Below are 26,956 nucleotides of genomic sequence, written 5' to 3'. Positions count from 1 at the left end.
GTGCGGGCGCCATGCTCTGGCAACTGACCCAGATGCTCTGGGTTGGTGGCCTGTGGCTGCTGCACATCGGTTTGTTGCCGGTGTTGACGCAAATTGGCCTGGCACCGCTGTTGATCGACGAGATCAATAGCCTGCTGGGCTCTTTATTGATAGGGTTTGCAACGGTGTGTGTGATCGTGCAGATCCTGGTGTTGCTCCAGGCCGAAGGCCGGGCAAGCCTATGGCGCGATACGCGCGGGCAATTGCTGTTGATGTCGTTCTATGCGTGCGGGATGTATTTCGCGGTGCGAACCTGGCTGCCGGAGGCGTCGCGCTGGCAGTTGTTCAGTTATCTGGTGCTTGGCCTTTGCGGCCTGGTGCTGGTGCTGCAACCGGTGCCGGGCGAGAGTGGCAGGGCACGCGCTGCGTACCCTTGACCCCGTCCTACGTCACTTGAAGCGATGGACGTTGGACAACTGCTTGTTGACGCTGAAGTTCTTGCGATAAAGCAGTGCCATCTTGCCGATGACTTGCACCAGATCCGCCTTGCCGGCCTTGCACAGTTGCGCAATGGCCTCCAGGCGCGATTCGCGGTCGAGGATATTGAGCTTGATCTTGATCAGCTCATGATCGCCCAATGCGCGTTCAAGCTCGGCTAACACACCTTCGGTCAAACCGTTGTCAGCCACAGTCAATACTGGTTTCAGATGGTGGCCGATGGATTTGTACTGTTTCTTCTGCTCTTGAGTGAGCGGCATAATCTGACCCCTGCGTCTGATCTTGTAAAAAGCGGCGGCCAGTTTACCCGAGCGCGTCCGGGACCGCCCAGTTAATCGCGATTCGACTATTTTTTTGAGGTGGCCCGTGGCCCGTTCCAAGACTAGCCTTAACTGGCTGAAAGAACATTTCAACGATCCGTACGTCAAAATGGCGCAAAAAGACGGCTACCGCTCCCGTGCCAGCTACAAATTGCTGGAAATCCAGGAGAAGGACCGGATTATTCGCCCGGGCATGACCGTGATCGACCTCGGCGCGGCCCCGGGTGGCTGGTCCCAGGTGACCAGTCGTCTGATTGGCGGCAAGGGCCGCTTGATCGCTTCCGACATCCTGGACATGGACAGCATCCCCGACGTGACCTTCATCAAGGGCGACTTCACCGAGGACTCTGTCCTGGCTGAAATCCTCGCGGCAGTGGGAAATTCCGAGGTGGACCTTGTGATTTCCGATATGGCCCCCAATATGAGTGGTACACCCGAAGTGGATATGCCGCGTTCGATGTTCCTTTGTGAACTGGCTCTCGATCTCGCCGGACGCGTCCTACGCCCCGGTGGTGATTTTTTGATCAAGGTTTTCCAGGGCGAAGGCTTCGACGAGTACCACAAGAACTTCCGCAAGCTGTTTGACAAGGTCCAGACGCGCAAGCCGTCGTCTTCCCGTGATCGGTCCCGCGAGCAGTATCTGCTGGGCCGTGGCTTCCGCGGACGGATCGAGTAAGACGAGGTTCTTGGCCGGGGCGATAGGTTTTTCGTATTTCGCCCCGTGAGAATAAGCGCATATTGTGTAGTGATTGTTTCACAAAGGGTTACAGACGGCGCCTGCAGGATCTGTAGGTTATGTAGTAAGTTACGCCGGTGAATATCATGCGAAGCGCGCGCCAGTAGCGGATCCCGCTTCATGAGGGTAGTTAATTGAACGATATGGCAAAGAATCTGATCCTGTGGTTGATCATCGCCGCTGTCCTGGTGACAGTGATGAACAACTTCTCCAGCCCTAACGAGCCGCAGACCCTCAACTACTCCGACTTCATCCAGCAGGTCAAGGATGGCAAAGTCGAGCGCGTTGCCGTGGACGGCTACGTGATCACCGGCAAGCGCAACGATGGCGACAGCTTCAAGACCATCCGTCCGGCCATCCAGGACAACGGCCTGATCGGCGACCTGGTGGACAACCACGTCGTGGTCGAAGGCAAGCAGCCTGAGCAGCAGAGCATCTGGACCCAGTTGCTGGTTGCCAGCTTCCCGATCCTGGTGATCATCGCGGTGTTCATGTTCTTCATGCGCCAGATGCAGGGCGGTGCGGGCGGCAAGGGCGGGCCGATGAGTTTCGGCAAGAGCAAGGCGCGCCTGCTATCCGAAGACCAGGTGAAAACCACCCTGGCTGACGTCGCCGGTTGCGACGAAGCCAAGGAAGAAGTCGGCGAGCTGGTCGAGTTCCTCCGCGATCCGGGCAAGTTCCAGCGCCTGGGCGGCCGAATTCCCCGCGGTGTGCTGATGGTCGGTCCTCCGGGTACCGGTAAAACCTTGCTGGCCAAGGCGATTGCCGGCGAAGCCAAGGTGCCGTTCTTCACTATTTCCGGTTCCGATTTCGTCGAGATGTTCGTCGGTGTCGGTGCCAGCCGTGTCCGTGACATGTTCGAGCAGGCGAAGAAGCACGCGCCTTGCATCATCTTCATCGACGAAATCGATGCGGTCGGTCGTCACCGTGGTGCCGGTATGGGCGGTGGTCACGACGAGCGCGAACAGACCCTCAACCAGTTGCTGGTGGAGATGGACGGTTTCGAGATGAACGACGGCATCATCGTGATTGCCGCCACCAACCGTCCTGACGTACTCGACCCGGCGCTGCTGCGTCCTGGTCGCTTCGACCGCCAGGTGGTCGTTGGTCTGCCGGATATCCGCGGTCGCGAACAGATTCTCAAAGTCCATATGCGCAAAGTGCCCATGGGCGACGATGTCGCTCCCGGGGTGATTGCGCGGGGTACGCCGGGCTTCTCCGGTGCCGACCTGGCCAACCTGGTGAACGAGGCTTCCCTGTTCGCTGCACGTGCCGGTAAACGCATCGTCGAGATGAAGGAGTTCGAACTGGCGAAAGACAAGATCATGATGGGCGCCGAGCGCAAATCCATGGTCATGTCCGAGAAGGAAAAACAGAACACCGCGTATCACGAAGCCGGTCACGCGATTGTCGGCCGTGTGGTGCCCGAGCACGATCCGGTCTACAAGGTCTCGATCATCCCGCGCGGTCGTGCGCTGGGTGTGACCATGTTCCTGCCGGAAGAGGATCGCTACAGCCTGTCCAAGCGTGCGCTGATCAGCCAGATCTGCTCGCTGTATGGCGGCCGTATCGCTGAAGAGATGACCTTGGGCTTTGACGGTGTCACCACCGGCGCTTCCAACGACATCATGCGTGCCAGCCAGATTGCCCGGAACATGGTCACCAAGTGGGGCCTGTCCGAGAAACTGGGTCCGCTGATGTACGCCGAGGAAGATCAGGAAGTATTCCTGGGGCGTGGCGGCGGCGGTCAGAACGCCAGCTTCTCCGGCGAAACGGCCAAGCTGATCGACTCGGAAGTGCGCAGCATCATTGACCAGTGCTACGGCACGGCCAGGCAGATCCTGACGGACAACCGCGACAAGCTCGACGCCATGGCGGACGCGCTGATGAAGTACGAAACCATCGATGCCGAGCAGATCGACGACATCATGGCTGGTCGCCCACCGCGTGAACCGCGCGACTGGGAAGGTGGTTCGGGCACTTCGGGTACTCCGCCGGTGGTCCAGAACGAACGACCAGAAACGCCGATCGGCGGCCCTGCGGCTGATCATTAAGGTTTGAAATGACTTCTGTTCAGTCCTCGACCCGGTTGCCTTGCGGCAACCGGGTTCTTGATTTGGCCCGGACGCATGTCATGGGCATTCTCAACGTCACCCCTGATTCCTTTTCCGATGGCGGCCGTTTCAATCACCTCGATGCTGCCCTGCGCCACGCGCAGGCCATGGTTGAGGCGGGTGCGACGCTGATCGATATCGGTGGCGAGTCGACCCGTCCCGGTGCGCCCGTGGTTTCTCCTCTCGAGGAGCTGGAGCGTGTCGCGCCGGTGGTCGAGCGTATTCACCGGGAATTGGATGTGATCATCTCGGTCGATACGTCCACGCCACAGGTCATGCTGGAGAGCGCCAGGTTGGGTGCGGGCCTGATCAATGACGTGCGCTCGTTGCAGCGTGACGGTGCCCTGCAGGCCGCTGCTGCGACTGGCTTGCCGGTCTGCCTGATGCACATGCTCGGCGAGCCGGGAAATATGCAGGACAACCCCCATTACGACGATGTCACGGGCGAGGTGGTGAATTTTCTCGCCGAGCGCATGGCGCTGTGTGCGGCAGCCGGTATCGCGGCTGAGCGCATCGTGCTCGACCCGGGGTTTGGCTTTGCCAAGACCCTGGCGCACAACCTGAGTCTGTTCAAGCATATGGAAGCGTTGCATGCCCTGGGCCGGCCGCTATTGGTCGGCGTCTCGCGCAAGAGCATGATAGGGCAGGCCCTTGGTCGTCCGGTCGGTGAGCGCCTTTATGGCGGCCTGGCCCTGGCGGCATTGGCGATGAGCAAAGGCGCACGGATTCTTCGTGTGCACGATGTCGCCGAAACGGTCGACGTGGTGCGCATGATCGCTGCCGTTGACGCTGCACAATAAGAACGATGGAGTTCTGATGAAGAAAAAATACTTCGGCACCGACGGTATTCGTGGGCGCGTAGGGCAGTACCCGATCACCCCTGATTTCATGCTCAAGCTCGGCTGGGCCGCCGGCATGGCGTTCCGCAAGCTGGGCGCGTGCCGGGTGCTGGTGGGCAAGGACACGCGGATCTCCGGCTACATGTTCGAGTCCGCCCTGGAAGCCGGTCTTTCCGCTGCGGGCGCCGATGTGATGCTGCTGGGGCCGATGCCGACGCCGGCCATCGCCTACCTGACCCGGACGTTTCATGCCGAGGCAGGAATCGTGATCAGCGCTTCGCACAACCCCCACGACGACAACGGCATCAAGTTTTTCTCCGGTGCGGGCACCAAGCTGCCGGATGAAGTCGAGCTGATGATCGAGGAGTTGCTCGATGCGCCGATGACCGTGGTCGAGTCGGAAAAGCTCGGCAAGGTCTCGCGGATCAATGACGCGGCCGGTCGCTACATCGAATTCTGCAAGAGCAGTGTGCCGACGGGGACCAACCTCGCGGGCCTGAAGATTGTTATCGACTGCGCCCACGGGGCCACCTACAAGGTCGCGCCGAGTGTGTTCCGTGAGCTGGGCGCGCAGGTCGTCGCCCTGTCGGCGGCGCCCAACGGTCTGAACATCAACGACAACTGCGGCTCGACGCATATGAAACCGCTGCAGGCGGCCGTGCTGGCCGAGCAGGCGGACCTGGGCATCGCCTTCGACGGCGACGGCGATCGGGTGCTGATGGTCGATCACACCGGTGCCGTGGTGGATGGTGACGAACTGGTGTTCATCATTGCCCGGGATATGGCTGAGCGTGGCAAGCTGAACGGCGGCGTGGTCGGTACCTTGATGAGCAACCTGGGTCTCGAGCTGGCCTTCAAGGAGCTGGACATTCCGTTCGTGCGCGCCAATGTCGGCGACCGTTATGTGATTGCCGAGCTGCTGGAGCGCAACTGGCTGGTGGGTGGCGAAAACTCCGGGCATATTCTCTGCCTGAATCACACCACCACCGGCGATGCGATCATCGCCGCGTTGCAAACCCTGATGGCCCTGCGACGTCGTGGCGAAGGCCTGGCCCAGGCGCGCCAGGCGCTGCGCAAGTGCCCGCAGGTGCTGGTCAATGTGCGTTTTGCCGGTGGTGTCGACCCGGTCAAGCACCCAAAGGTGGTGCAGGCCTGCGAGGACGTCACCCAGGCCATGAACGGTCGCGGTCGCGTGCTGTTGCGCAAGTCCGGTACCGAGCCGCTGGTGCGGGTAATGGTCGAAGGCGAGGACGAAGCGACGGTCCGTGGTCACGCCGATGCACTGGCAAAACTGGTGACTGAAGTTTGCGCCTGATTTCGGCTTGCCAGTGAGGATGCGGTTGGGTAACATCTGCGCCCACTTTGACCTGCGAGGTACAGCATGCGTCGCCCAATGGTAGCTGGTAACTGGAAGATGCACGGTACCCGCGCCAGCGTCGTCGAGCTGATCAAGGGTTTGAGTGACCTGGCCTTGCCGAGCGGTGTTGACGTGGCGGTATTCCCGCCTTGCCTGCATATCAGCCAAGTGGTTGAAGGCTTGAAAGGCCAATCGATTTTGATCGGTGCGCAGAACTCGGCGGTGGAGCCCCAGCAGGGCGCCTTGACCGGTGAGATTGCACCGAGTCAGTTGCTCGATGCAGGGTGTTCCCTGGTGTTGGTAGGGCATTCCGAGCGTCGCCTGATCATTGGCGAGTCGGATGCCGTCCTCAATCGCAAGTTTGCGGCAGCGCAAGCCTGTGGGTTGATTCCGGTGCTCTGTGTAGGGGAAACCCTGGAGCAGCGTGAAGCCGGCAAGACGCTGGAAGTGGTTTCGCGTCAGCTGGACAGCATTATCGAGGCGTTTGGTGTCGGCGCTTTTGCCAAGGCTGTCATCGCTTACGAACCGGTCTGGGCCATTGGCACCGGGCTGACAGCTTCACCGCAACAAGCGCAGGATGTGCACGCCGCCATTCGCGCGCAGTTGGCGGCAAAGAATTCTGAGGTCGCACAAGGTGTGCGGCTTCTATACGGCGGCAGCGTGAAGGCGGCCAATGCGGTCGAACTGTTCGGCATGCCGGATATCGATGGGGGGCTCATTGGTGGGGCTTCCCTGAATGCAGATGAGTTCGGTGCGATCTGTCGCGCCGCGGGAAACTGAAAAAATGCTGGAAACAGTCGTAGTCGTTCTTCATCTGTTGGGTGCGCTGGGCGTTGTCGCTCTGGTATTGCTGCAACAGGGTAAAGGTGCGGACGCTGGTGCGTCTTTCGGAGCAGGTGCTTCAAATACTGTGTTCGGAAGCCAAGGTTCCTCTACCTTTCTTAGTAAGTTTACTGCTATACTTGCCGCAGGTTTCTTCATAACCAGCTTGGGGTTAGGTTACTTTGCTAAAGAGAAAGCTCATGAGCTGACTCAAGTAGGTTTGCCAAACCCGGCAGTGTTGGAAGTGCCAAAGCAGAAACCGGCATCTGATGATGTACCGGTGCTCCAGGAACCCAAGTCGGCCTCACCGACTGATGTACCCAAGGCTCCAGAGCAGAAGTAAAATGGGTTTCATGCTGTAAACGTTGTATTGCCGAGGTGGTGGAATTGGTAGACACGCAACCTTGAGGTGGTTGTGCCCATAGGGTGTAGGGGTTCGAGTCCCCTTCTCGGTACCAATTATCAGGAGAGCCCGCTGTTGCGGGCTTTCTTGTAGGTGGAAGGTTACATTGACCCTGCAAGGGATCGGTCGTATACTTCCGCCCCAGCTTTGTCGCGGGGTGGAGCAGTCTGGTAGCTCGTCGGGCTCATAACCCGAAGGTCGTCGGTTCAAATCCGGCCCCCGCAACCAGTTTTAGCGGAGCCCCTTTTCAGGGGCTTTTTGTTGGCTGGGTACTTCATGACGCCGCTGTTCGACGGCGTTTCAGGGATGGGCGATTCGCCCATTTTTTGTTTATTTCTATTGCATGCACAGAGATGCACGAGGGGGTTCAGGTGTCGAGCAAGCTAGAACAGTTGCAGGCCTTGTTGGCCCCGGTGGTCGTGGCCCTTGGCTATGAATGCTGGGGTATTGAGTATTCGGCTCAAGGTCGCCATTCCGTGTTGCGCGTTTATATCGATAAAGAAGGCGGTGTGCTGGTGGACGACTGTGCCATCGTCAGCCGCCAGATCAGTGGTGTTCTGGACGTCGAAGACCCCATCACCAGTGAATACACCCTTGAGGTTTCCTCTCCTGGCATGGAACGCCCGCTGTTCACCCTTGAACAGTTTGCCTCGCATGCCGGTGAACAAGTGAAGATAAAGTTGCGCTCGCCTTTCGAAGGTCGACGCAATTTTCAGGGCCTTCTGCGCGGAGTGGAAGAGCAGGACATCGTGGTGCAGGTGGAAGACCATGAGTTCCTGTTGCCGATCGATTTGATCGACAAGGCCAACATTATTCCCAGTTTTGACTGAGACGCGGATCCCGCGGATCCAATGGCTTGCGAAAGGCGAGGCGTACGATGAGCAAAGAAGTATTGCTGGTTGTTGAGTCGGTATCCAACGAAAAGGGTGTACCGGCAAGCGTGATTTTTGAGGCGCTGGAGATTGCTCTGGCGACCGCTACCAAGAAGCGCTTTGAAGACGAAGTTGACCTGCGTGTGGAAATCAACCGCCACACGGGTGCCTATGAGACTTTCCGTCGCTGGACAGTCGTCGAGGAGGCCGATCTTGATGATCCGGCGATCGAGACCTGGCCGAGCAAGGTCGCAGAGACCCACCCAGGTGCCAAGGTTGGCGACGTCGTCGAGGACAAGATCGAGTCCATCGAATTCGGTCGCATCGCCGCTCAGACCGCCAAGCAAGTCATTGTGCAGAAGGTTCGCGAAGCCGAGCGTGCACAGGTCGTCGACGCCTATCGCGAGCGCCTGGGGGAAATCATCTCCGGCACCGTGAAGAAAGTCACCCGTGACAACGTTATCGTTGACCTGGGTAACAACGCCGAAGCGCTGCTGGCCCGCGAAGACATCATTTCCCGCGAGACTTTCCGCGTCGGCGTGCGCGTACGCGCCCTGCTCAAGGAAATCCGCACCGAGAACCGTGGCCCTCAGTTGATCCTGTCGCGTACCGCGCCGGAAATGCTGATCGAGCTGTTCCGCATCGAAGTGCCGGAAATCGCCGAAGGCCTGATCGAAGTGATGGCTGCGTCCCGTGACCCGGGCTCGCGTGCCAAGATCGCGGTCCGCTCCAAGGACAAACGCATCGACCCGCAAGGCGCGTGCATTGGTATGCGCGGTTCGCGCGTCCAGGCCGTCTCCGGCGAGTTGGGTGGCGAGCGCGTGGACATCGTCCTGTGGGACGACAACCCGGCGCAGTTCGTGATCAACGCCATGTCGCCGGCGGAAGTCGCGGCAATTATCGTTGACGAGGATGCCCACGCGATGGACATCGCCGTCGGCGCAGACAATCTCGCTCAGGCCATCGGTCGCGGTGGCCAGAACGTGCGTCTGGCCAGCCAGTTGACCGGCTGGACCCTGAACGTGATGACCGAATCGGACATCCAGGCTAAGCAGCAAGCAGAGACCGGTGACATTCTGCGCAACTTCATCGACGAGCTGGAAGTCGACGAAGACCTGGCGCAGGTACTGGTTGATGAAGGCTTTACCAGCCTGGAAGAGATTGCCTACGTACCGTTGGAAGAAATGCTCAACATCGACGGCTTTGACGAAGACACCGTCAACGAGCTTCGCGCTCGGGCCAAGGATCGTTTGTTGACTAAAGCCATCGCTACTGAGGAAAAGCTGGCAGACGCCCATCCGGCCGAAGACCTGCTCTCGCTTGAGGGTATGGACAAGGATTTGGCGATGGAACTGGCGGTGCGCGGCGTAATTACCCGCGAAGACCTGGCCGAGCAGTCTATTGACGACCTGCTCGACATCGACGGCATTGACGATGATCGTGCCGGCAAGTTGATCATGGCCGCCCGAGCCCATTGGTTCGAGTAATTAGGCGCGGCCTGAGGAGAGAAGTGCATGACGCAAGTCACGGTGAAACAACTGGCCGATGAGGTCAAAACACCGGTAGAGCGCCTGTTGCAGCAGATGCGTGAGGCAGGTCTGCCACACACCGCCGCCGAGGAACATGTGACCGACAGTGAGAAGCAGTCGCTGCTGACTCACCTGAAAAGCAGCCACAAGGCTAAAGTGGAAGAGCCGCGCAAGATTACCTTGCAGCGCAAAACCACCAGCACCCTGCGTGTTGCCGGTAGCAAAAGCATCAGCGTTGAAGTACGCAAGAAGAAAGTCTTCGTACAACGCAGCCCGGAAGAAATCGAAGCCGAGCGCAAGCGCGAGCTGGAAGAACGTCGTGCCGTAGAGAATGCGGCCCGTCAAAAGGCTGAAGAAGAAGCCAAGCGTCGCGCCGAAGAAGAAGCGCGCCGCCAGCCTGCTGCTGCTCCGGGGAACGCTGCGGTAGTCGACGCGGTTGCCCAGGCCCCTGTGGTCGCTGCCGAGCCTGTCCGCGAAGCCGCGGCGGCCGCTCCTGCACCCGCCGTCGAGCGCAAACGCGAAGAACCGCGCCGCCCAGACAAGCCACGTGCCGACGATAGCAATCGTCGTAGCGGCAGTGGCGATGGCGAACGCAAGAACGCTCCGCACCGTGCTTCGGTCAAGGAAAAGGCTCCGGCGCCACGTGTGGCTCCGCGCACTACCGACGAAGAAAGCGACGGTTTCCGTCGTGGCGGTCGCGGCAAGGCCAAGCTGAAGAAACGCAACGCCCACGGTTTCCAGAGCCCAACCGGCCCTATCGTGCGTGAAGTGAAGATCGGCGAGACCATCACTGTGGGCGATCTCGCCCAGCAGATGTCGGTCAAGGCTGCTGAAATCATCAAGTTCATGTTCAAGCTGGGTACTCCGGCCACCATCAACCAGGTTCTGGATCAGGAAACTGCCCAACTGGTTGCTGAAGAACTGGGCCACAAAGTGACCCTGGTCAGCGACACCGCCCTGGAAGATTCCCTGGCCGAGTCCCTGAAGTTCGAAGGTGAAGCGTTCTCCCGTGCACCGGTCGTGACCGTCATGGGACACGTTGACCACGGTAAGACCTCGCTGCTCGACTACATCCGTCGTGCCAAGGTAGCTGCCGGCGAAGCCGGTGGTATCACCCAGCACATCGGTGCGTACCACGTTGAAACCGATCGCGGCATGGTCACGTTCCTCGACACCCCGGGTCACGCCGCGTTTACCGCTATGCGTGCCCGTGGTGCCAAGGCTACTGACATCGTGATCCTGGTCGTTGCAGCGGACGACGGCGTGATGCCGCAGACCATTGAAGCTGTCCAGCACGCCAAGGCTGCCGGTGTTCCACTGGTGGTTGCCGTGAACAAGATCGACAAGCCGGGCGCCGATCTCGATCGCATCCGCAGCGAACTGTCGGTTCATGGCGTGACTTCGGAAGAGTGGGGCGGCGACACCCCGTTCGTATCGGTTTCGGCGAAAGTCGGTACCGGCGTGGACGAGTTGCTCGAAGCGGTCCTGCTGCAAGCCGAAGTCCTGGAATTGAAAGCGACTCCGTCGGCTCCTGGCCGTGGCGTCGTGGTTGAATCGCGTCTCGACAAGGGTCGTGGTCCGGTGGCTACCGTTCTGGTTCAAGACGGTACCCTGCGCCAAGGCGACATGGTCCTGGTCGGTTCGAACTATGGCCGTGTACGGGCCATGCTCGACGAGAACGGCAAGCCGATCAAGGAAGCCGGTCCTTCCATCCCTGTCGAGATCCTCGGCCTGGACGGTACCCCGGACGCTGGCGACGAGATGAGCGTTGTGGCCGACGAGAAGAAAGCCCGTGAAGTGGCTCTGTTCCGTCAAGGCAAGTTCCGCGAAGTCAAACTGGCCCGTGCACACGCTGGCAAGCTTGAGAACATCTTCGAGAACATGGGCCAGGAAGAGAAGAAGACGCTTAACATCGTCCTCAAATCCGACGTCCGTGGTTCGCTGGAAGCGTTGAACGGCGCCTTGAACGGCCTGGGTAACGACGAAGTGCAAGTGCGTGTTGTCGGTGGCGGTGTCGGTGGTATCACCGAGTCCGACGCCAACCTGGCACTGGCCTCCAGCGCTGTACTGTTCGGCTTCAACGTGCGTGCCGATGCTGGCGCACGGAAGATCGTCGAGCAGGAAGGTCTGGATATGCGTTACTACAACGTGATCTACGACATCATCGAAGACGTCAAGAAAGCCCTCACCGGTATGCTGGGCAGCGATGTTCGCGAGAACATCCTGGGTACCGCTGAAGTACGTGACGTGTTCCGCTCGCCGAAGTTTGGCGCGATCGCCGGTTGCATGGTGATCGAAGGTGTTGTTCACCGTAACCGTCCAATCCGTGTACTGCGTGAAGACATCGTTATCTTCGAAGGCGAGCTGGAATCCCTGCGCCGCTTCAAGGATGACGCTTCCGAAGTGCGTGCCGGCATGGAATGCGGTATCGGCGTGAAGAGCTACAACGACGTCAAGGTCGGTGACAAGATCGAAGTCTACGAGAAGGTTCAGGTTGCTCGCAGCCTCTGACTCGCGCACTTCAAGGGCCACGCCTAGCCGCCGCATGCAAATGCGCGGCACGGTGTCAGGACTCTAAACGCAACGCCCGGTCCGGCTTCTGCCAGGCCGGGCGTTTGCCGCTTTCAGACCCGCGGGTTTCACCGCAGGGCAGCTACAGGTAACAAGACATGGCAAAAGAATACAGCCGTACCCAACGTATCGGCGACCAGATGCAGCGTGAGCTCGCGCAGCTGATCCGTCGTGAAGTCAAAGACCCGCGCGTCGGCCTGGTCACCATTACCGCCGTCGACGTCAGCCGTGACGTCGGCCACGCGAAGATCTTCATCACCGTGATGGGCCAGGACAACCCGGAAGACATTGCCCAGAGCATCAAGGTGCTCAATGCGGCGGCCGGCTTCCTGCGCATGCAACTGGCTCGCGAGATGAAGCTGCGCAGCGTGCCGCAGTTGCACTTCCACTATGACGAAAGCGTCGTGCGTGGTGCCCACCTGTCGGCGTTGATCGAGCGTGCCGTGGCCGAAGACAATCAGCATGTCGACGGCGCGGCTCCAGAAGACACCCTTCCAGAAGACGGTCGGGAGTAATCGGTGGCTCAGGTCAAGCGTATCCGTCGTAATGTCAGCGGCATCATCCTGCTGGACAAGCCGTTGGGGTTCACCTCCAACGCCGCCCTGCAGAAGGTCCGCTGGTTGCTCAACGCCGAGAAGGCCGGCCATACCGGCAGTCTCGATCCGTTGGCCACTGGCGTGCTGCCGTTGTGCTTCGGCGAGGCCACCAAGTTCTCGCAGTACCTGCTCGATTCCGACAAGGGTTACGAAACCCTCGCGCAATTGGGCAAGACCACCACCACCGCGGACGCCGAAGGCGATGTTTTGCAGACGCGCCCGGTGACCGTTGGTCGTACCGATATCGAAGCGGTTTTGCCGGGATTTCGCGGTCAAATCAGTCAGATACCGCCGATGTACTCGGCGCTCAAACGTGACGGACAGCCGTTGTACAAGCTCGCCCGTGCCGGTGAAGTAGTGGAGCGCGAACCGCGTTCTGTTACTATTGCGCGCTTGGAATTGCTCGCCTGCGAAGGCGATACTGCGCGGCTGGCGGTGGACTGCAGCAAGGGCACCTATATTCGTACCCTGGTGGAGGATATCGGTGAGAAGCTCGGTTGTGGTGCGTACGTGGCAGAATTGCGACGGACCCAGGCCGGCCCCTTCACCCTGGCCCAGACGGTCACGCTGGAAGAGCTCGAGGCCGTGCATGCCGAAGGCGGCAACGAAGCGGTTGATCGCTTCCTCATGCCTTCGGACAGCGGTCTGCTAGACTGGCCGCTGCTGCACTTCTCCGAGCACAGCGCGTTCTACTGGCTCAACGGCCAACCGGTGCGTGCGCCGGATGCACCGAAGTTCGGCATGGTGCGGGTACAAGATCATAACGGTCGCTTTATCGGTATCGGTGAAGTGAGCGAAGACGGGCGCATCGCGCCGCGTCGACTGATTCGGTCAGAATGACCGGAAACCAGTCTGTGTCAAAGCAGGCTGGAGAGGGTGGCTGTCAACAGGCACGGTCACTACTCATTTATAGATACAGGGATTTGTCCCTGGCCTGTTGAGACTGTTTTTCTGAAACAGTTTCTTGATAAAAGGATTGCCTCATGGCTCTCAGCGTTGAAGAAAAAGCTCAAATCGTTACCGACTACCAGCAAGCCGTTGGTGATACTGGTTCGCCAGAAGTGCAAGTTGCACTGCTGACCGCCAACATCAACAAACTGCAAGGTCACTTCAAGGCCAACGGTAAAGATCACCACTCCCGTCGTGGTCTGATCCGCATGGTTAACCAGCGCCGCAAGCTGCTGGACTACCTGAAAGGCAAAGACGTGAGCCGTTACAGCGCTCTGATCGGTCGCCTGGGTCTGCGTCGCTAATCAGCGATTGCGCTATGAGGTTGGTTGTTTGCTGTGCGTCAGCGGGTTTCCCGCAGGCGCATGGCAAGCTTCCAGCCTCTAGTTTTATCTGAGCACCTGCTTTACCCGAAGACAGCATCCGGACAATGACAGTCGGGCCGATTCCCGGCGTTGCCCAAGAATTTCGCAAGAAGACAAGTTCCCCAAGAGCCACAAAAGAAGGTAGGACACCGTGAACCCGGTTATCAAAAAATTCCAGTTCGGTCAGTCGACCGTCACCCTCGAGACAGGCCGTATCGCCCGTCAGGCTTCCGGCGCAGTATTGGTCACCGTTGACGACGACGTCAGCGTATTGGTGACCGTTGTCGGTGCCAAGCATGCGGATCCAAGCAAAGGCTTCTTCCCGCTGTCCGTGCACTACCAGGAAAAAACCTACGCTGCCGGCAAGATCCCTGGTGGCTTCTTCAAGCGTGAAGGCCGTCCTTCCGAAAAAGAAACCCTGACTTCGCGCCTGATCGACCGTCCGATCCGCCCGCTGTTCCCTGAAGGTTTCATGAACGAAGTGCAGGTTGTCTGCACCGTCGTTTCCACCAGCAAGAAGACCGATCCGGACATCGCTGCGATGATCGGTACCTCGGCAGCCCTGGCCATCTCCGGTATTCCTTTTGATGGTCCGATCGGCGCCGCGCGTGTGGCTTTCCACGAAAGCACCGGCTACCTGCTGAACCCGACTTACGAGCAGCAGAAGGCTTCGAGCCTGGACATGGTCGTTGCCGGTACCTCGGAAGCGGTACTGATGGTTGAATCGGAAGCCAAAGAGCTGACCGAAGACCAGATGCTGGGCGCCGTACTGTTCGCCCACGACGAATTCCAGGTCGTTATCCAGGCCGTGAAAGAGCTGGCCGCCGAAGCTGCCAAGCCAACCTGGACCTGGGCTGCCGCCCCTGAAGCCACCGCACTGCTGGGCGCGATCCGTGCCGAGTTCGGCGAAGCGATCTCCCAGGCCTACACCATCACCGTCAAGGCCGACCGTTACGCGCGTCTGGGCGAGCTGAAAGACCAGGTGGTTGCCAAGCTGTCCGGTGAAGAAGGCCAGCCTTCTTCCAGCGAAGTGAAAGCCGCTTTCGGCGAAATCGAATACCGCACCGTTCGCGAAAACATCGTCAACGGCAAGCCACGTATCGATGGTCGCGACCTGCGCACCGTCCGTCCGCTGAACATCGAAGTCGGCGTTCTGCCGAAGACCCACGGTTCGGCCCTGTTCACCCGTGGCGAAACCCAGGCCCTGGTTGTCGCGACCCTGGGTACTGCCCGTGACGCCCAGCTGCTGGACACCCTGGAAGGCGAGAAAAAAGACCCCTTCATGCTGCACTACAACTTCCCTCCGTTCTCGGTGGGCGAGTGTGGTCGCATGGGCGGTGCAGGTCGTCGTGAAATCGGTCACGGTCGTCTGGCCCGTCGTTCGGTCCAGGCCATGCTGCCGGATGCCGCTACCTTCCCGTACACCATCCGTGTGGTCTCGGAAATCACCGAATCCAACGGTTCGAGCTCCATGGCTTCGGTCTGTGGCGCTTCCCTGGCCCTGATGGACGCTGGTGTGCCGATGAAGGCTCCGGTTGCCGGTATCGCCATGGGTCTGGTTAAAGAGGGCGATAAATTCGCCGTCCTGACCGACATCCTGGGTGACGAAGACCACCTCGGCGACATGGACTTCAAGGTAGCGGGTACCGCCAAAGGCGTGACCGCGCTGCAGATGGACATCAAGATCAAGGGCATCACCGAAGAGATCATGGAAAAGGCGCTGGGCCAAGCCCTGGAAGCCCGCCTGAACATCCTCGGTCAGATGAACCAGATCATTGCTCAGTCCCGCACCGAGCTGTCGGAAAATGCTCCGACCATGATCGCGATGAAAATCGACACCGACAAAATCCGTGATGTCATCGGTAAAGGCGGCGCGACCATTCGTGCGATCTGTGAAGAGACCAAGGCCTCGATCGACATCGAAGACGACGGCTCGATCAAGATCTTCGGCGAAACCAAGGAAGCGGCTGAAGCAGCACGTCAGCGCGTTCTGGGCATCACCGCGGAAGCTGAAATCGGCAAGATCTACGTCGGTAAGGTTGAGCGCATCGTCGACTTCGGCGCATTCGTCAACATCCTGCCAGGCAAGGACGGTCTGGTGCACATCTCCATGCTGAGCGACGCTCGCGTAGAGAAAGTGACCGACATCCTGAAAGAAGGCCAGGAAGTGGAAGTGCTGGTACTGGACGTGGACAACCGCGGCCGTATCAAGCTGTCCATCAAGGACGTCGCAGCAGCCAAGGCGTCGGGCGTTTAATCGCGCTTCGACTTCACGCTGAGAAAAGGCACCCTTCGGGGTGCTTTTTTTATGGGTGCTGGAAAAGCTCGAAGTTTCAGCGGGTTGCTCGTCGCGCAAACCCGCAACTTGCATGCAGTTTGGCGGCCGGTCATGCAATCTGCACGATTCCGATTTTTTCGGTTTGTTTTAACTTATTGATTTATATGGATTTATTTTGTTTCGATAGGTTGGCACAGCGCCTGCAACCTTACAGATAACCCTGCCGCTAGGATCTAGGCGCAGACTTTTCAGAAGAACAGGAGTTACTTGTATGAAGACGTTCGCTATCGCTGCCGCCACTGCCACCGCTCTGACCTTGGCCATGGCCAATACCGCCTTCGCTCAAACCTCTCAGGCACCTATGGTCGTGGCTACTGGTGAAGTGACTGAAGCCAAACAAGCCACCTCCGATACCTGGATCACGACCAAGGTGAAGAGTGATTTGCTGACCGAGAAAGGCATTCCGGGTTCGAAGATCAAAGTCGAAACCAATAACGGCGTGGTTTCCCTGTCTTCGGAAGAGAAGATCTCCGACGCTCAGAAAACGATGGCTGTCAATATCACCAAGCGCATCAAGGGTGTTACAGCGGTATCGGCCGACGGCCTGCTTGACGGTGGTATCGCGCACGCTGACCAAATCGACAACGCCAAAGAGTCGACCTCCGACACTTGGATCACTACCAAAGTGAAGGCAGACCTGGTGACTGAAAAAGGCATTCCGGGTACCGACATCAAGGTTGAAACCAACAAAGGTGTGGTTTCCCTGTCGTCCATGACCCCGGTGACCTCCGCGCAGAAGGACACTGCAGTGGCCATCACCAAGAAAATCAAAGGTGTCAGAGACGTTTCGGCCGCTGGCCTGAAAACCGAGTAATGCTCATGGATCTCGCCTGAGCCCGCTTTAGGGGGAAGCAAGTGCTGTTGCAGTACGCTTGCCGAACCTTGAGGTTCAGGTGATGGGTCACAGGGAGTGACCAACCGCAGGCCCCGACGCAGTGTGTCGGGGCCTGTTTTATTATGGGGCGTCAGTTACCGCGCTTGCTGTCGATACGCTCCAGGCGCCCGCCGACAAAGCGCAGGTACTGGACCATGCCGCCACTCTGGGGATAGACCCACTCTTCGATCGGCGCCTCGACACGGCGGTCCACGCTGCGTTGATAGCCCAGCAGGTCCTGGGAGCGCGGCTCGCCGCATTTGCCAAGTACCTCCGACTTCCGGTCCCCCACACTGATCAGCTGGCTACCGCAACGCAGGGTGTCGGCCTGGGCCTGGCCGGCGAGCAACGCCAGCGCCAGGCCGAACATCACGGGCTTGAACATGCTTACTCGCTATCCAGATGCAATGGGGTGACGACGCGGCCATCGCCTTGCGCCTCGCCGAGGTTCGCGTCAATGAGGTACACGCGGTCATCGGCCAACTGGCCCTTGTCCACGAGGAAGTCCTTGATGCTGCTGGCGCGGTCTTGGCCGAGCTTGCGCAGCAGCGGCTCATTGCCGCTCCAGGCGGTGATCACCCCGGCTTTCAGTTTGGCGCTACGTTCGTCGTTACCCAGCTTGGCCCATTCGGCAGGCGGTTGCTGCTTGAGCAGGGTGCGGTAGATGCCTTCGAGCATCGGCGCTTTCTCTCCTTCCGGCACCTGGATCATCGAGGCCTGGGCGGGTACCTTGTCACCGCGACGCTGGAGCATCTTGTAGTAAGTGGCCTGGTATTCGCGATCCAGGCGCTGCTGGGCGATCAACGCGCCGTCACTGCTCTGGGCGGCGGTGCCTTCGATTTCCAGGCGCAGGTTGGGACGCTCCTTCAGGGCCGCCGCCAGCTTGGTCAGGGACGACTGGGCATCGCTGCTCAGCTCGCTGGAGCCAGGGGCAAAGGACACGTTGCTGAGGTCCTGGGAGTCGCCGCCGGAGATCAGACCGCCAATAAACTTGAAGGGCGCCGTGGCGGCCCGCACGATCAGGTTGCGCAGGGTCTGCCAGATGATCGGCATCACGCTGAACTGCGGGTTGTTGAGGTCGCCGCTCACCGGCAGTTCGATGGAGATGTTGCCGTCGGAGTCCTTGAGCAGGGCAATCGCCAGCTTGATCGGCAGGTCCACGGCATCCGGGCTGTCGACCTTCTCACCCAGTTGCAGTTGTTCGACCACCAGTTTGTTTTCGGCTTTCAACTGGCCCTTGGTGATCAGGTAGTGCACGTCGAGATTGAGCCGGCCCTTGCGGATGCGGTAGCCGGCGAACTTGCCGGAGTAGGGGGTCAGCGTGGTCAGTTCGACGCGCTTGAAGCTGGTGGCGATATCCAGGCTGGCCATCGGGTCGAACGGGTTCACCGCGCCCTTGATGGTCACCGGCGCATAACGATCGACCTTGCCGTTGATATCGACGCCGGCAGGTTTCGGCTGGCGGCTGTCGATGGTGCCGATCTGGCCGTTGAGCTGCTGGACCGCAGTAGCGAAGTGGGGGGTCAGGCTGAAGTCGGCAAAGTTGGCCGAGCCGTCATTGATGGCAATACCGCCAACGTGGATACCCAGCGGCTTGCTGCTGGATGCCGTGGGTTGCGCCTTGGCTTTTTCCGCCGACTTGCTTGCGGGCGGTTGCGGGATCAGCAGGTCATCGATGTTGGTGGTGCGATCGTCATTGATCATGAACCGGGCATAGGGTTGCAGCAGGTTGACCTTGTCGATCGACAGGCTTTCACCGTGCTGATAGTTCAGGCCATCGATCGTCAGTTTCTGCCACTTCACGAAGTCGCGGCTCTTGAGGGTGTCGAGGGTCTGCAACTGATCGACCTGGGCCTTGCCGGTAACGCTGAAGGCCAGCGGGTCGACGCTTTTCAGATTGACCGCAAGGTCGCTGCCGAGCATGCCGCTGCGCACTTCCAGGCGCATGAACGGCTCGACATAGGCCTGGGCCACCCGCAGGTCGATGTCCTGGGTATTGACCTTGAGCTTGGCGCTGATCGGGCTCAGGTTGACTTCGCCGCTGGCGAGGATCTTGCCCTGCTTGCCCAGCCCGGTGTCGAGCTTGAGGGTGAAGGGCGACTGGTTGAGGCTGTCGAAGTTTTCCAGGTCCAGGTTCAGTGGACCGAGCTCCAGGGCCACCTGGGTTTTCGGCGCGCGGTCAGCCAGGTGCACGCGGTAGTCGCGCAGTTGCACGTCCTTGAGCAGGACCTGCCACGGCTTGCTCGGCGCCGGCGGTTCAGCCTTGGGGGCGTCGGAGGCGGCCGGTGCTTCCTTGGGGGCCGGTTTGGCCGGTTGCGCGGCGAAGAGTTTCTGCCAGTCGAGTTGCCCGTCCTTCTCGCGGGCGGCCCAGGTTTCGAGTTTGTTGCTGCGGATCTTGCCGACCACGACCTGTTGTTTGGCCAGGTCGATGCTGGTTTCACTGACGTCCAGGCGCTCCAGGCGTACCAGCGGGCGTCCATCCGGCGCGTTCATGGCGAAAGGAGCAACGCTGACGGCGGTGTTGTTCAGCAGCAGCTCGGTGTCTTTGGCGAGGCTGAACTTGTAGTCGGTGCTGAGGTTGACGACACCGTCCTCCAGCACCAGTGGCAGGGTATCGCGCACATAAGGCCACCAGCCTTTCATATGGCTGTCGGTGATCTTGAGCGAGCCCTCGGAAGCGATCGGTACCAGGCTGAGGTTACCTTTCCAGTCGATCCGTCCGCTGTCGCCGCCGATGGCCACCAGGGTCATGTCGGCGTTGTCTTCCGGCAGGGTGCTGAGGTTCTTCAGCGCCAGGTCCATCGGCGTGTAGGTGAACTCGATTGGCTCGCTGGGGCGCAGGTCCTGGAAATGCAGGCGGCCGCCGGCCAGTTCGATCTGGTCGATGCGCACCGGGAACGGCTTGCCGTTGGGGTCGGCCGGGGTCGGCTCACTCGGTGGCAGCTTGAACAGCTGGGCGAGGTTCAGGGTGCCGTCCTTGCTGAACGTCACCTCGGTGTTGGGCTTGTCCAGCTGGATATCGGCCAGGTGCAGGGCGTGGGTCCAGAGACTGTCGATCTGCAGGTTGACATAGAGACGCTCGAACGCGACCTGCTCCTTGCCCGGTTCACCGATATTCAGGCCCCACAGGGTCAGTTCGAGACTGAAGGGATTGAACTCCAGGCGCTGCAGGCTGGCGGGCACCGTGGCGTAGTGCGCCAGCTGCTGGTTGGCGATACGCAGGCCAACACCGGGGATAATCAGGAACCCGAGCACGGTATACAGCGCGAGGCCGGTCAACAAGGCGCCGAGGGCGCGTTTCAATCCTTTGGGCATGTGAGGCGTCGTCTCTCTTGGTGGAGGTGCCTTGGAGTATGGCATGCGTTTGCAGTTCCGAAGCAAGCCCCTTGTTGCGGCGTAATAGTGGGCGTTTGCGAGTCATTGCTACAGGTGCAGAACCAGGGTCTTCAGCGGCGGTTGCAGGTCACGGGAGGGGAAGTCGGCGGCGGGCGCCAGCACTTGCCATTCACGCACCGGACGCCCGGCTTTTTCCGCGCAACGCAGGACCTGTTCACGCCAGTCTTCCAGGCTGACTTTCGCCAGGTTGTTGCAGCAGATCAGCACACCGTTGTCGGCGGTCGCCAGCAGGGCCGGCTTGAGCAGGCTCTGGTAGTCGCGCAGCAGGTCGACGGTACCGAAGGCGCTCTTGGCCCAGGCCGGCGGGTCGAGCAGCACCAGGTCGTACTGGCGCTGTTCCAGGCGCTGATAGCTGGGCAGCTTCTGGCCACGGCGCTGGCTGATGGGCAGGCCGGCGAGCTGGCGGATGGCGGGGAAGTAGTCGGACTGGATGAAGTCCATCTGCGGCAGGTGTGGATTGAGCTGGCCGTTCTCCCGGCCGACCGCCAGGTTGCCCTCGGCGAAGTCCAGGTTGCAGACCTCCCGGGCACCGCCGGCCGCGGCGCTGAGGCCGACGCCGCAGGTGTAGGCGAAGAGGTTCAGCACGCGCTTGCCGGCACTGTGCTGGCGAACCCAGGCACGGGCGTTGCGCAGGTCGAGGAACAGCAGCGGGTCCTGGCCGGCGTGGCGGCCACGGACGCGATAGTTCAAGCCGCCTTCATGGCCCACCAGGTCGGCGAGGGCGGCCTCGTCGGCACGATAGACCGGGTCTTCACGATCGATCCGCGAGTTGCCCCGGGAGCGGTCGTTGTAGACCAGCAGGGTGTCCAGTTCCAGGTGCTGGTTGATCGCCGCGTGCAGGGCGAGCAGGTCTTCGCGTTCCAGGGTCTGGTGGAAGGTCTGCACCATCAACTGCGGGCCGTAGCGGTCGATGGTCAGGCCGCCGGCACCTTCCTGGCTGCCGTGGAACAGGCGATAGCAATCGGTGCCCTGGCTGTGCAGCTCGGCGAGCAGTGCCTGGCGATGGTCGAGGGCGGCGCGCAGCGCCTGGTTCAAGGAAGACATGCTCGGCGCCTTGGGGGTCGGATTTGGCGCGGGAGTTTACCAGCCTTCAGGGGATCAGGCCCATGCGGCGTTTGGCGCGCTGGGCGGAGCCGTTGCGCATGGCCCAGCGCAACAACGGCGCGCTGCGCTTGACGCCGGCCCGGATGACCTGGCGTTGCAGCGGGTTTTGCGACTGGCCGAGCATCTCGCCGGCCCAGTCCGGCAGCAGGTCGATACCGGCCTGCATCATCAGGTTGCCGAACGGCTGGGCCAGACGGCTTGGCGCGGGGGCGGCCAACAGCAGGCGCAAGACCTCGCGGCTGCGGGCATCGCAGAGCAGTTGCGGGCGCATGCGTTGCAGGTAGTCGGCGATGGCCTGGCGTGAGCGCGGTACGTTCTGTGCGCCCAGGCGTTCGGCGATCACGGCGATTTCATCGTAGTAGCGGTCCTGGTCCTCCGGCGACAGGTTCGGGTTGCGGTAGCGCAGGTGGGCCTTGAGAAAACTGCTGACCTCGGCCACATGCACCCAGGTCAACAGCTCCGGGTCGCTGGCGGCGTAGGGCCGGCCATCCGGCGCGGTGCCGACCACCTGCAAATGGATGGTGCGGACCTTGTCGATCAGCCATTCGGCGTCCTTGCGCGAGCCGAAGGTGGTCCCGGCAATGAACTGGCTGGTACGGCGCAAGCGCCCGAGCATGTCCTGGCGAAAGTTCGAATGGTCCCAGACCCCGGCCAGGGCCAGTGGATGCAGGGCTTGCAGCATCAGCGCGCTGATGCCGCCGATCAGCATGCTGCTGAAGTCGCCATGGACCTGCCAGCTCACCGAGTCCGGGCCGAAGAGGCCGGGGTCGCCCTTGGGGTTTTCCAGGTCGAGCATGCCCAGGGAGAGGCCGGTCAGGCTCATGAGCTGGGTTTCGATGCGGCTGCGAAGGAATTCCATGCTGGCTCGGTCAGTAGGGCGGCGAACAGCATTCACCGCCCGGGGTTCAGGGATTCAGGCGTTGCTCGATCAGGCCGTCGACCACGCTCGGGTCGGCCAGGGTCGAGGTATCGCCGAGGCTGTCCAGTTCGTTGCTGGCGATCTTGCGCAGGATACGCCGCATGATCTTGCCCGAACGGGTTTTCGGCAAGGCCGGGGCCCACTGGATCAGGTCCGGCTTGGCAAAGCTGCCGATCTCCTTGCCGACCAGGGCCAGCAGGGCCTTCTTGAGGCTGTCATCCGCCTCGACGCCTTTCATCGGGGTGACGAAGGCATACAGGCCCTGGCCCTTGAGGTCGTGGGGATAACCGACCACGGCGGCTTCGGCGACGCTGTCATGCAGCACCAGGGCGCTTTCCACTTCGGCGGTGCCGATACGGTGGCCGGATACGTTGATCACATCATCGATACGACCGGTGATCCAGTAGTCGCCGTCCTCGTCGCGGCGGGCGCCGTCGCCCGTGAAGTAGTAACCGGGATAGGGCTTGAAATAGGTTTCGAGCATACGCTGCGGGTCGCCATAGACGCTGCGGATCTGCCCAGGCCAACTGCTTTTCAGGGCGAACACGCCGCTGCCGGCACCGCTGATTTCCTGGCCTTGTTCATCCAGCAGGACCGGCAGCACGCCGAACATCGGCTGGGTCGCGCAGCCGGGCTTGATCCGGCTGTTGGCGATCAGCGGGGTGAGCATGATGCCGCCGGTCTCGGTCTGCCACCAGGTGTCGACGATGGGGCAGCGCTGCTCGCCGACGGCATTGAAATACCATTCCCAGGCTTCCGGGTTGATCGGTTCGCCGACACTGCCGAGCAGGCGCAGGCTGGCCCGCGAGGTGTTTTCCAGTGGTGCCGGGCCTTCACGCATCAGGGCGCGCAGGGCGGTGGGCGCGGTGTAGAAGATATTCACCTGGTGCTTGTCGATGACCTGCCAGAAGCGCGAGGCATCCGGATAGTTCGGCACACCTTCGTAGATCAGGCTGGTCGCGCCGTTGGCCAGGGGGCCGTAGACGATATAGCTGTGGCCGGTGACCCAGCCGACATCGGCGGTGCACCAGAAGACCTCGCCGGGGCGATAGTCGAATACGTACTGGAAGGTCATGGCGACCTGCAGCAGGTAACCGCCGGTGCTGTGCAAGACGCCTTTGGGTTTGCCGGTACTGCCGGAGGTATAGAGGATGAACAGCGGGTCTTCGGCGTCCATCGGTTCGCAGGGGCAGTCGGCGCTGATGCCGCGCAGGGCTTCGTGGTACCAGAGGTCGCGGTCCGCGACCCAGTTCACCTCGGCCTGGGTGCGTTCCACCACCAGCACGGTGCTGACATCCGGGCAACTGAGCAGCGCCTGGTCGACATTCTGCTTGAGGGGCACGTATTTGCCGCCGCGCACGCCCTCATCGGCGGTGATCACCGTGCGGCAGTCGGCATCGAGGATGCGGTCGCGCAGGGCGTCGGGGGAGAAGCCGCCGAAGACCACCGAGTGGATGGCGCCGAGGCGCGCACAGGCGAGCATGGCGTAGGTGGCTTCGGGAATCATCGGCATGTAGATGCACACCCGGTCGCCTTTCTTCACGCCGCGGGCCTTGAGCACATTGGCCAGGCGGCAGACGTTGTGGTGCAGTTTGCGGTAGGTGATCTGCGCCGATTCGCTGGGGTTGTCGCCTTCCCAGATCAGGGCGATCTGGTCGCCACGGCTATCGAGATGGCGGTCGATGCAGTTGTGGCTGACATTCAGTTGTGCGCCGCTGAACCAGCTGGCCTGGCCGGTATGCAGGTCCCAGTGCTGGACGCGATCCCAGGGTCTGGACCAGTCGAGAAAATGTTTGGCCTGTTCGGCCCAGAAGGTGTCGGGTTGGTCGATCGACTGGCGGTAGAGGCGCCGGTAGTCGTCCTGACTCAATTGCGCGGCCTGACGCACGGCGTCGGCCTGGGGGTAGGTGCGAAGATCGAACATGGCGTTTCCTTGTTCTTGTCTACGACAAGTCTCAAGGGTGCGCTCTGTTGAGGAGGGGTTCAAGCTTCAGTGACATCCCGGGCAGATATGTCTGCCCGGGATAGTGCGATCAACCGCGATGACGACCGCGGAAGTAGTTGATCAGGCCCTGGGTCGAAGCATCTTCGGCCGAAGACTCTTCGCTGCCGGTCAGGCGGTTGTAGACGCCCTTGCCCAGCTCCTTGCCCAGCTCCACACCCCACTGATCGAAGGCGTTGATGCCCCAGATCACGCTCTGCACGAAGACCTTGTGTTCGTACATCGCCACCAGGGCGCCGAGACGACGGGGGCTGATGCGTTCGACCACCAGGGTGTTGCTCGGACGGTTGCCCGGGATCACCTTGTGCGGTGCCAGTTTCTGCACCTCGTCTTCGCTCAGGCCCTTGTCACGCAGCTCACGTTCCGCTTCGTCGCGGGTCTTGCCGAGCATCAGCGCCTGGCTCTGCGACAGGCAGTTGGCGTACAGCCACTGGTGGTGGTCGGCGACCGGGTTGAAGCTGACGATCGGCACGATAAAGTCGGCCGGGATCAACTGGGTGCCCTGGTGCAGCAACTGGTGGTACGCATGCTGGCCGTTGCAGCCGACGCCGCCCCAGATCACCGGGCCGGTATCGGTGGACACCGGCGTGCCGTCCTGGCGCACGCTCTTGCCGTTGGATTCCATGTCCAGCTGTTGCAGGTGCTTGGTGATGTTGCGCAGGTAATGGTCGTACGGCAGGATCGCATGGCTCTGCGCACCCCAGAAGTTGCCATACCAGACACCGAGCAGGGCCAGCAGCACCGGCATGTTCTGTTCGAACGGCGCGGTCTGGAAATGCTGGTCCATGGTGTAGGCGCCGGACAGCAGTTCCTTGAAGTTCGACATGCCGATGGCCAGGGCGATCGGCAAGCCGATGGCCGACCACAGCGAGTAACGCCCGCCGACCCAGTCCCACATCGGGAAGATGTTCTCTTCACGGATGCCGAAGGCCACGGCCGCGGCATTGTTGCTCGAGACCGCGATGAAGTGCTTGTACAGCTCCGCCTCGGAGCCGCCCTGGGCCAGATACCAGTCACGGGCGGCACGGGCGTTCTTCAGGGTTTCAAGGGTGGTGAAGGTTTTCGACGAGACGATGAACAGGGTGGTCTCGGCGCGGATCTTGGCGGACAGCTCGTGGAACTCACTGCCATCGATATTCGCCAGGTAATGGCAGCGCACGCCTTTATGGGCGTAGGACAGCAATGCCTCGGAAACCAGTTCCGGGCCCAGGAACGAACCCCCGATACCGATGTTCACCACGTCGGTGATCGGCTTCTCGCTGTAGCCGCGCCAAAGGCCGTCGTGGATTTTCCCGACCAGCTCGGTCATCTGGTTCAGCACTTTGTGCACGTCGGGCATCACGTTGACGCCGTTGACCGAGAGCTTGTCGCCCACCGGGCGGCGCAGGGCGGTGTGCAGGGCTGGACGACCTTCGGAGGCGTTGACCAGTTCGCCGGCAAACAGCGACTTGATCGCGCCTTGCAGGTCGACTTCATTGGCCAGGCCCACCAGCAGGTTGCGGGTTTCCTGGGTGATCAGGTTCTTGGAGTAATCGAGGAACAACCCGCAGCTGCTGAGGGTGAATTGATTGAAACGCTGCGGATCGGCATTGAAAGCTTCGCGCATGCTGAAGTCGTGCATGTTGTCGCGGTGTTGGTTCAACGCCTGCCAAGCGGGCAGGGTGGTCACGTCGTGAGGAGTGCGGTAGTACGCCATCGCTGCGGGTTTCCTTTTACGAGAGCTGCCTTTTGGACATTTGGCTTTTTTGGACACCAGAAACGCCGGAACGTCCTGCTTTTGTCGGTGGCAGTGTCCGGCAACCTGCGTCAGCACGGTTGAATGATGCAGGGGCGATTACAGTACCGCTCGCGCCTGCATCTGTCTTGGCTTTGTCTGACCTTTACTCGGTACTTTTTCGCACTCCCGGGGACGAAAGGCGTTTTCGCGTACCCGGTCAGGCGGTGATCAGGCGACCTGCACCGGAATCGAGTGGCTGGTGTGGCTCAGTTCGTTGCCCGGGGCCATGTACAGCATGCGCGGTTTGAAATCGACCAGCTCGGCCTCGCTGTAATGGGCGTAGGCGCAGATGATCACCCGGTCGCCGACGCCGGCCTTGTGGGCGGCGGCACCGTTCACCGAGATGATCCGCGAGCCTTCCTCGCCGCGAATGGCATAGGTGGTGAAGCGCTCGCCGTTGTCGACGTTGTAGATCTGGATCTGTTCGTACTCACGGATCCCGGCCAGGTCCAGCCACTCGCCGTCGATGGCGCAGGAACCTTCGTAATCGAGCACCGCGTGGGTGACTTCGGCGCGATGCAATTTGGCTTTGAGCATGATGGCGTGCATGGGGTGTTTCCTTGGGCGGATCCTCGTGCGGCGCCACGCATTTGCGGT

At 60.8% G+C, this 26,956-nt stretch carries 23 protein-coding genes and 2 tRNA genes; 17 read left to right on the top strand and 8 right to left on the bottom strand.

Annotated features, from left to right (window positions below):
• Nucleotides 1–11: 11 nt before the first annotated feature.
• Nucleotides 12–416, top strand: a complete 405-nt coding sequence (locus CWE01_RS05920; RefSeq protein WP_100939604.1) for an MFS transporter — start codon at nt 12–14, stop codon at nt 414–416.
• Between the two features lie 12 nt (nt 417–428).
• Here CWE01_RS05920 and yhbY read toward each other — a convergent pair whose 3' ends face one another.
• Nucleotides 429–737: a ribosome assembly RNA-binding protein YhbY gene (gene yhbY / locus CWE01_RS05915; RefSeq protein WP_100939603.1), complete on the bottom strand. Its 309-nt coding sequence runs from the start codon at nt 735–737 to the stop codon at nt 429–431.
• A gap of 106 nt (nt 738–843) precedes the next feature.
• Between yhbY and rlmE the strand changes: the two genes are divergently transcribed.
• The 16 genes from rlmE (at nt 844) to CWE01_RS05835 (ending at nt 17,101) form a co-directional block, all read left to right on the top strand.
• Complete coding sequence (gene rlmE, locus CWE01_RS05910) at nt 844–1,473, top strand: 23S rRNA (uridine(2552)-2'-O)-methyltransferase RlmE (RefSeq protein ID WP_100939602.1); 630 nt, start codon at nt 844–846, stop codon at nt 1,471–1,473.
• 203 nt (nt 1,474–1,676) lie between these two features.
• Entirely contained in the window at nt 1,677–3,587 is a 1,911-nt protein-coding gene (ftsH, locus tag CWE01_RS05905) for an ATP-dependent zinc metalloprotease FtsH (protein WP_100939713.1), read from the top strand.
• An 8-nt stretch (nt 3,588–3,595) separates the two neighbouring features.
• Nucleotides 3,596–4,447 carry a dihydropteroate synthase gene (gene folP, locus CWE01_RS05900; protein WP_100939601.1) on the top strand — a complete coding sequence of 284 codons (852 nt, stop codon included), beginning with the start codon at nt 3,596–3,598 and terminating at the stop codon, nt 4,445–4,447.
• A gap of 16 nt (nt 4,448–4,463) precedes the next feature.
• Entirely contained in the window at nt 4,464–5,801 is a 1,338-nt protein-coding gene (gene glmM, locus CWE01_RS05895; protein WP_100939600.1) for a phosphoglucosamine mutase, read from the top strand.
• Between the two features lie 66 nt (nt 5,802–5,867).
• Nucleotides 5,868–6,623: a triose-phosphate isomerase gene (gene tpiA, locus CWE01_RS05890; protein ID WP_100939599.1), complete on the top strand. Its 756-nt coding sequence runs from the start codon at nt 5,868–5,870 to the stop codon at nt 6,621–6,623.
• A 4-nt stretch (nt 6,624–6,627) separates the two neighbouring features.
• A complete protein-coding gene (gene secG / locus CWE01_RS05885) occupies nt 6,628–7,008 on the top strand; it encodes a preprotein translocase subunit SecG (RefSeq protein WP_100939598.1) in 381 nt (126 codons plus the stop codon).
• Nucleotides 7,009–7,037: 29 nt separating this feature from the next.
• Nucleotides 7,038–7,123: transfer RNA gene (locus tag CWE01_RS05880), tRNA-Leu, on the top strand.
• Nucleotides 7,124–7,219: 96 nt separating this feature from the next.
• Nucleotides 7,220–7,296, top strand: a tRNA-Met gene (locus CWE01_RS05875).
• Between the two features lie 143 nt (nt 7,297–7,439).
• On the top strand, nt 7,440–7,898 hold the full coding sequence (gene rimP, locus CWE01_RS05870; protein ID WP_157815186.1) for a ribosome maturation factor RimP: 459 nt from the start codon (nt 7,440–7,442) through the stop codon (nt 7,896–7,898).
• A 47-nt stretch (nt 7,899–7,945) separates the two neighbouring features.
• Nucleotides 7,946–9,427, top strand: a complete 1,482-nt coding sequence (nusA, locus tag CWE01_RS05865; RefSeq protein ID WP_100939596.1) for a transcription termination factor NusA — start codon at nt 7,946–7,948, stop codon at nt 9,425–9,427.
• Nucleotides 9,428–9,454: 27 nt separating this feature from the next.
• Nucleotides 9,455–11,980 carry a translation initiation factor IF-2 gene (gene infB / locus CWE01_RS05860; RefSeq protein ID WP_100939595.1) on the top strand — a complete coding sequence of 842 codons (2,526 nt, stop codon included), beginning with the start codon at nt 9,455–9,457 and terminating at the stop codon, nt 11,978–11,980.
• A 158-nt stretch (nt 11,981–12,138) separates the two neighbouring features.
• Nucleotides 12,139–12,555, top strand: coding sequence for a 30S ribosome-binding factor RbfA (rbfA, locus tag CWE01_RS05855; RefSeq protein ID WP_100939594.1), 417 nt, complete (start codon nt 12,139–12,141; stop codon nt 12,553–12,555).
• 3 nt (nt 12,556–12,558) lie between these two features.
• Nucleotides 12,559–13,476 (top strand): tRNA pseudouridine(55) synthase TruB, encoded by a 918-nt coding sequence (truB, locus tag CWE01_RS05850; protein ID WP_100939593.1) that lies wholly within the window; start codon nt 12,559–12,561, stop codon nt 13,474–13,476.
• A gap of 143 nt (nt 13,477–13,619) precedes the next feature.
• A complete protein-coding gene (gene rpsO, locus CWE01_RS05845) occupies nt 13,620–13,889 on the top strand; it encodes a 30S ribosomal protein S15 (protein WP_002555121.1) in 270 nt (89 codons plus the stop codon).
• Nucleotides 13,890–14,100: 211 nt separating this feature from the next.
• A complete protein-coding gene (gene pnp / locus CWE01_RS05840; RefSeq protein ID WP_100939592.1) occupies nt 14,101–16,206 on the top strand; it encodes a polyribonucleotide nucleotidyltransferase in 2,106 nt (701 codons plus the stop codon).
• A gap of 292 nt (nt 16,207–16,498) precedes the next feature.
• Nucleotides 16,499–17,101 carry a BON domain-containing protein gene (locus CWE01_RS05835; RefSeq protein ID WP_100939591.1) on the top strand — a complete coding sequence of 201 codons (603 nt, stop codon included), beginning with the start codon at nt 16,499–16,501 and terminating at the stop codon, nt 17,099–17,101.
• A gap of 151 nt (nt 17,102–17,252) precedes the next feature.
• Here the strand turns inward: CWE01_RS05835 and CWE01_RS05830 are convergent, their stop codons facing one another.
• The 7 genes from CWE01_RS05830 to panD all read right to left on the bottom strand — a co-directional run bounded on the left by CWE01_RS05830 (nt 17,253) and on the right by panD (nt 26,908).
• Complete coding sequence (locus tag CWE01_RS05830) at nt 17,253–17,546, bottom strand: DUF2845 domain-containing protein (RefSeq protein WP_100939590.1); 294 nt, start codon at nt 17,544–17,546, stop codon at nt 17,253–17,255.
• A 2-nt stretch (nt 17,547–17,548) separates the two neighbouring features.
• Nucleotides 17,549–20,476 (bottom strand): DUF748 domain-containing protein, encoded by a 2,928-nt coding sequence (locus CWE01_RS05825; RefSeq protein ID WP_100939589.1) that lies wholly within the window; start codon nt 20,474–20,476, stop codon nt 17,549–17,551.
• A gap of 108 nt (nt 20,477–20,584) precedes the next feature.
• Nucleotides 20,585–21,601, bottom strand: a complete 1,017-nt coding sequence (locus CWE01_RS05820) for a class I SAM-dependent rRNA methyltransferase (protein ID WP_100939588.1) — start codon at nt 21,599–21,601, stop codon at nt 20,585–20,587.
• 46 nt (nt 21,602–21,647) lie between these two features.
• Entirely contained in the window at nt 21,648–22,520 is an 873-nt protein-coding gene (locus CWE01_RS05815; protein WP_100939587.1) for an oxygenase MpaB family protein, read from the bottom strand.
• Between the two features lie 46 nt (nt 22,521–22,566).
• Nucleotides 22,567–24,504 (bottom strand): acetate--CoA ligase, encoded by a 1,938-nt coding sequence (acs, locus tag CWE01_RS05810; RefSeq protein WP_100939586.1) that lies wholly within the window; start codon nt 24,502–24,504, stop codon nt 22,567–22,569.
• Nucleotides 24,505–24,613: 109 nt separating this feature from the next.
• The gene (pgi, locus tag CWE01_RS05805) at nt 24,614–26,278 is read right to left on the bottom strand and encodes a glucose-6-phosphate isomerase (RefSeq protein ID WP_100939585.1); all 1,665 of its coding nucleotides are present in this window, start codon (nt 26,276–26,278) and stop codon (nt 24,614–24,616) included.
• A gap of 249 nt (nt 26,279–26,527) precedes the next feature.
• Nucleotides 26,528–26,908 carry an aspartate 1-decarboxylase gene (gene panD / locus CWE01_RS05800; protein ID WP_040064140.1) on the bottom strand — a complete coding sequence of 127 codons (381 nt, stop codon included), beginning with the start codon at nt 26,906–26,908 and terminating at the stop codon, nt 26,528–26,530.
• Nucleotides 26,909–26,956 lie beyond the last annotated feature (48 nt).

The organism is Pseudomonas sp. QS1027, assembly GCF_002814235.1.
Taxonomy (GTDB): domain Bacteria; phylum Pseudomonadota; class Gammaproteobacteria; order Pseudomonadales; family Pseudomonadaceae; genus Aquipseudomonas.
This window is presented reverse-complemented; position numbering and strand designations above follow the sequence as displayed.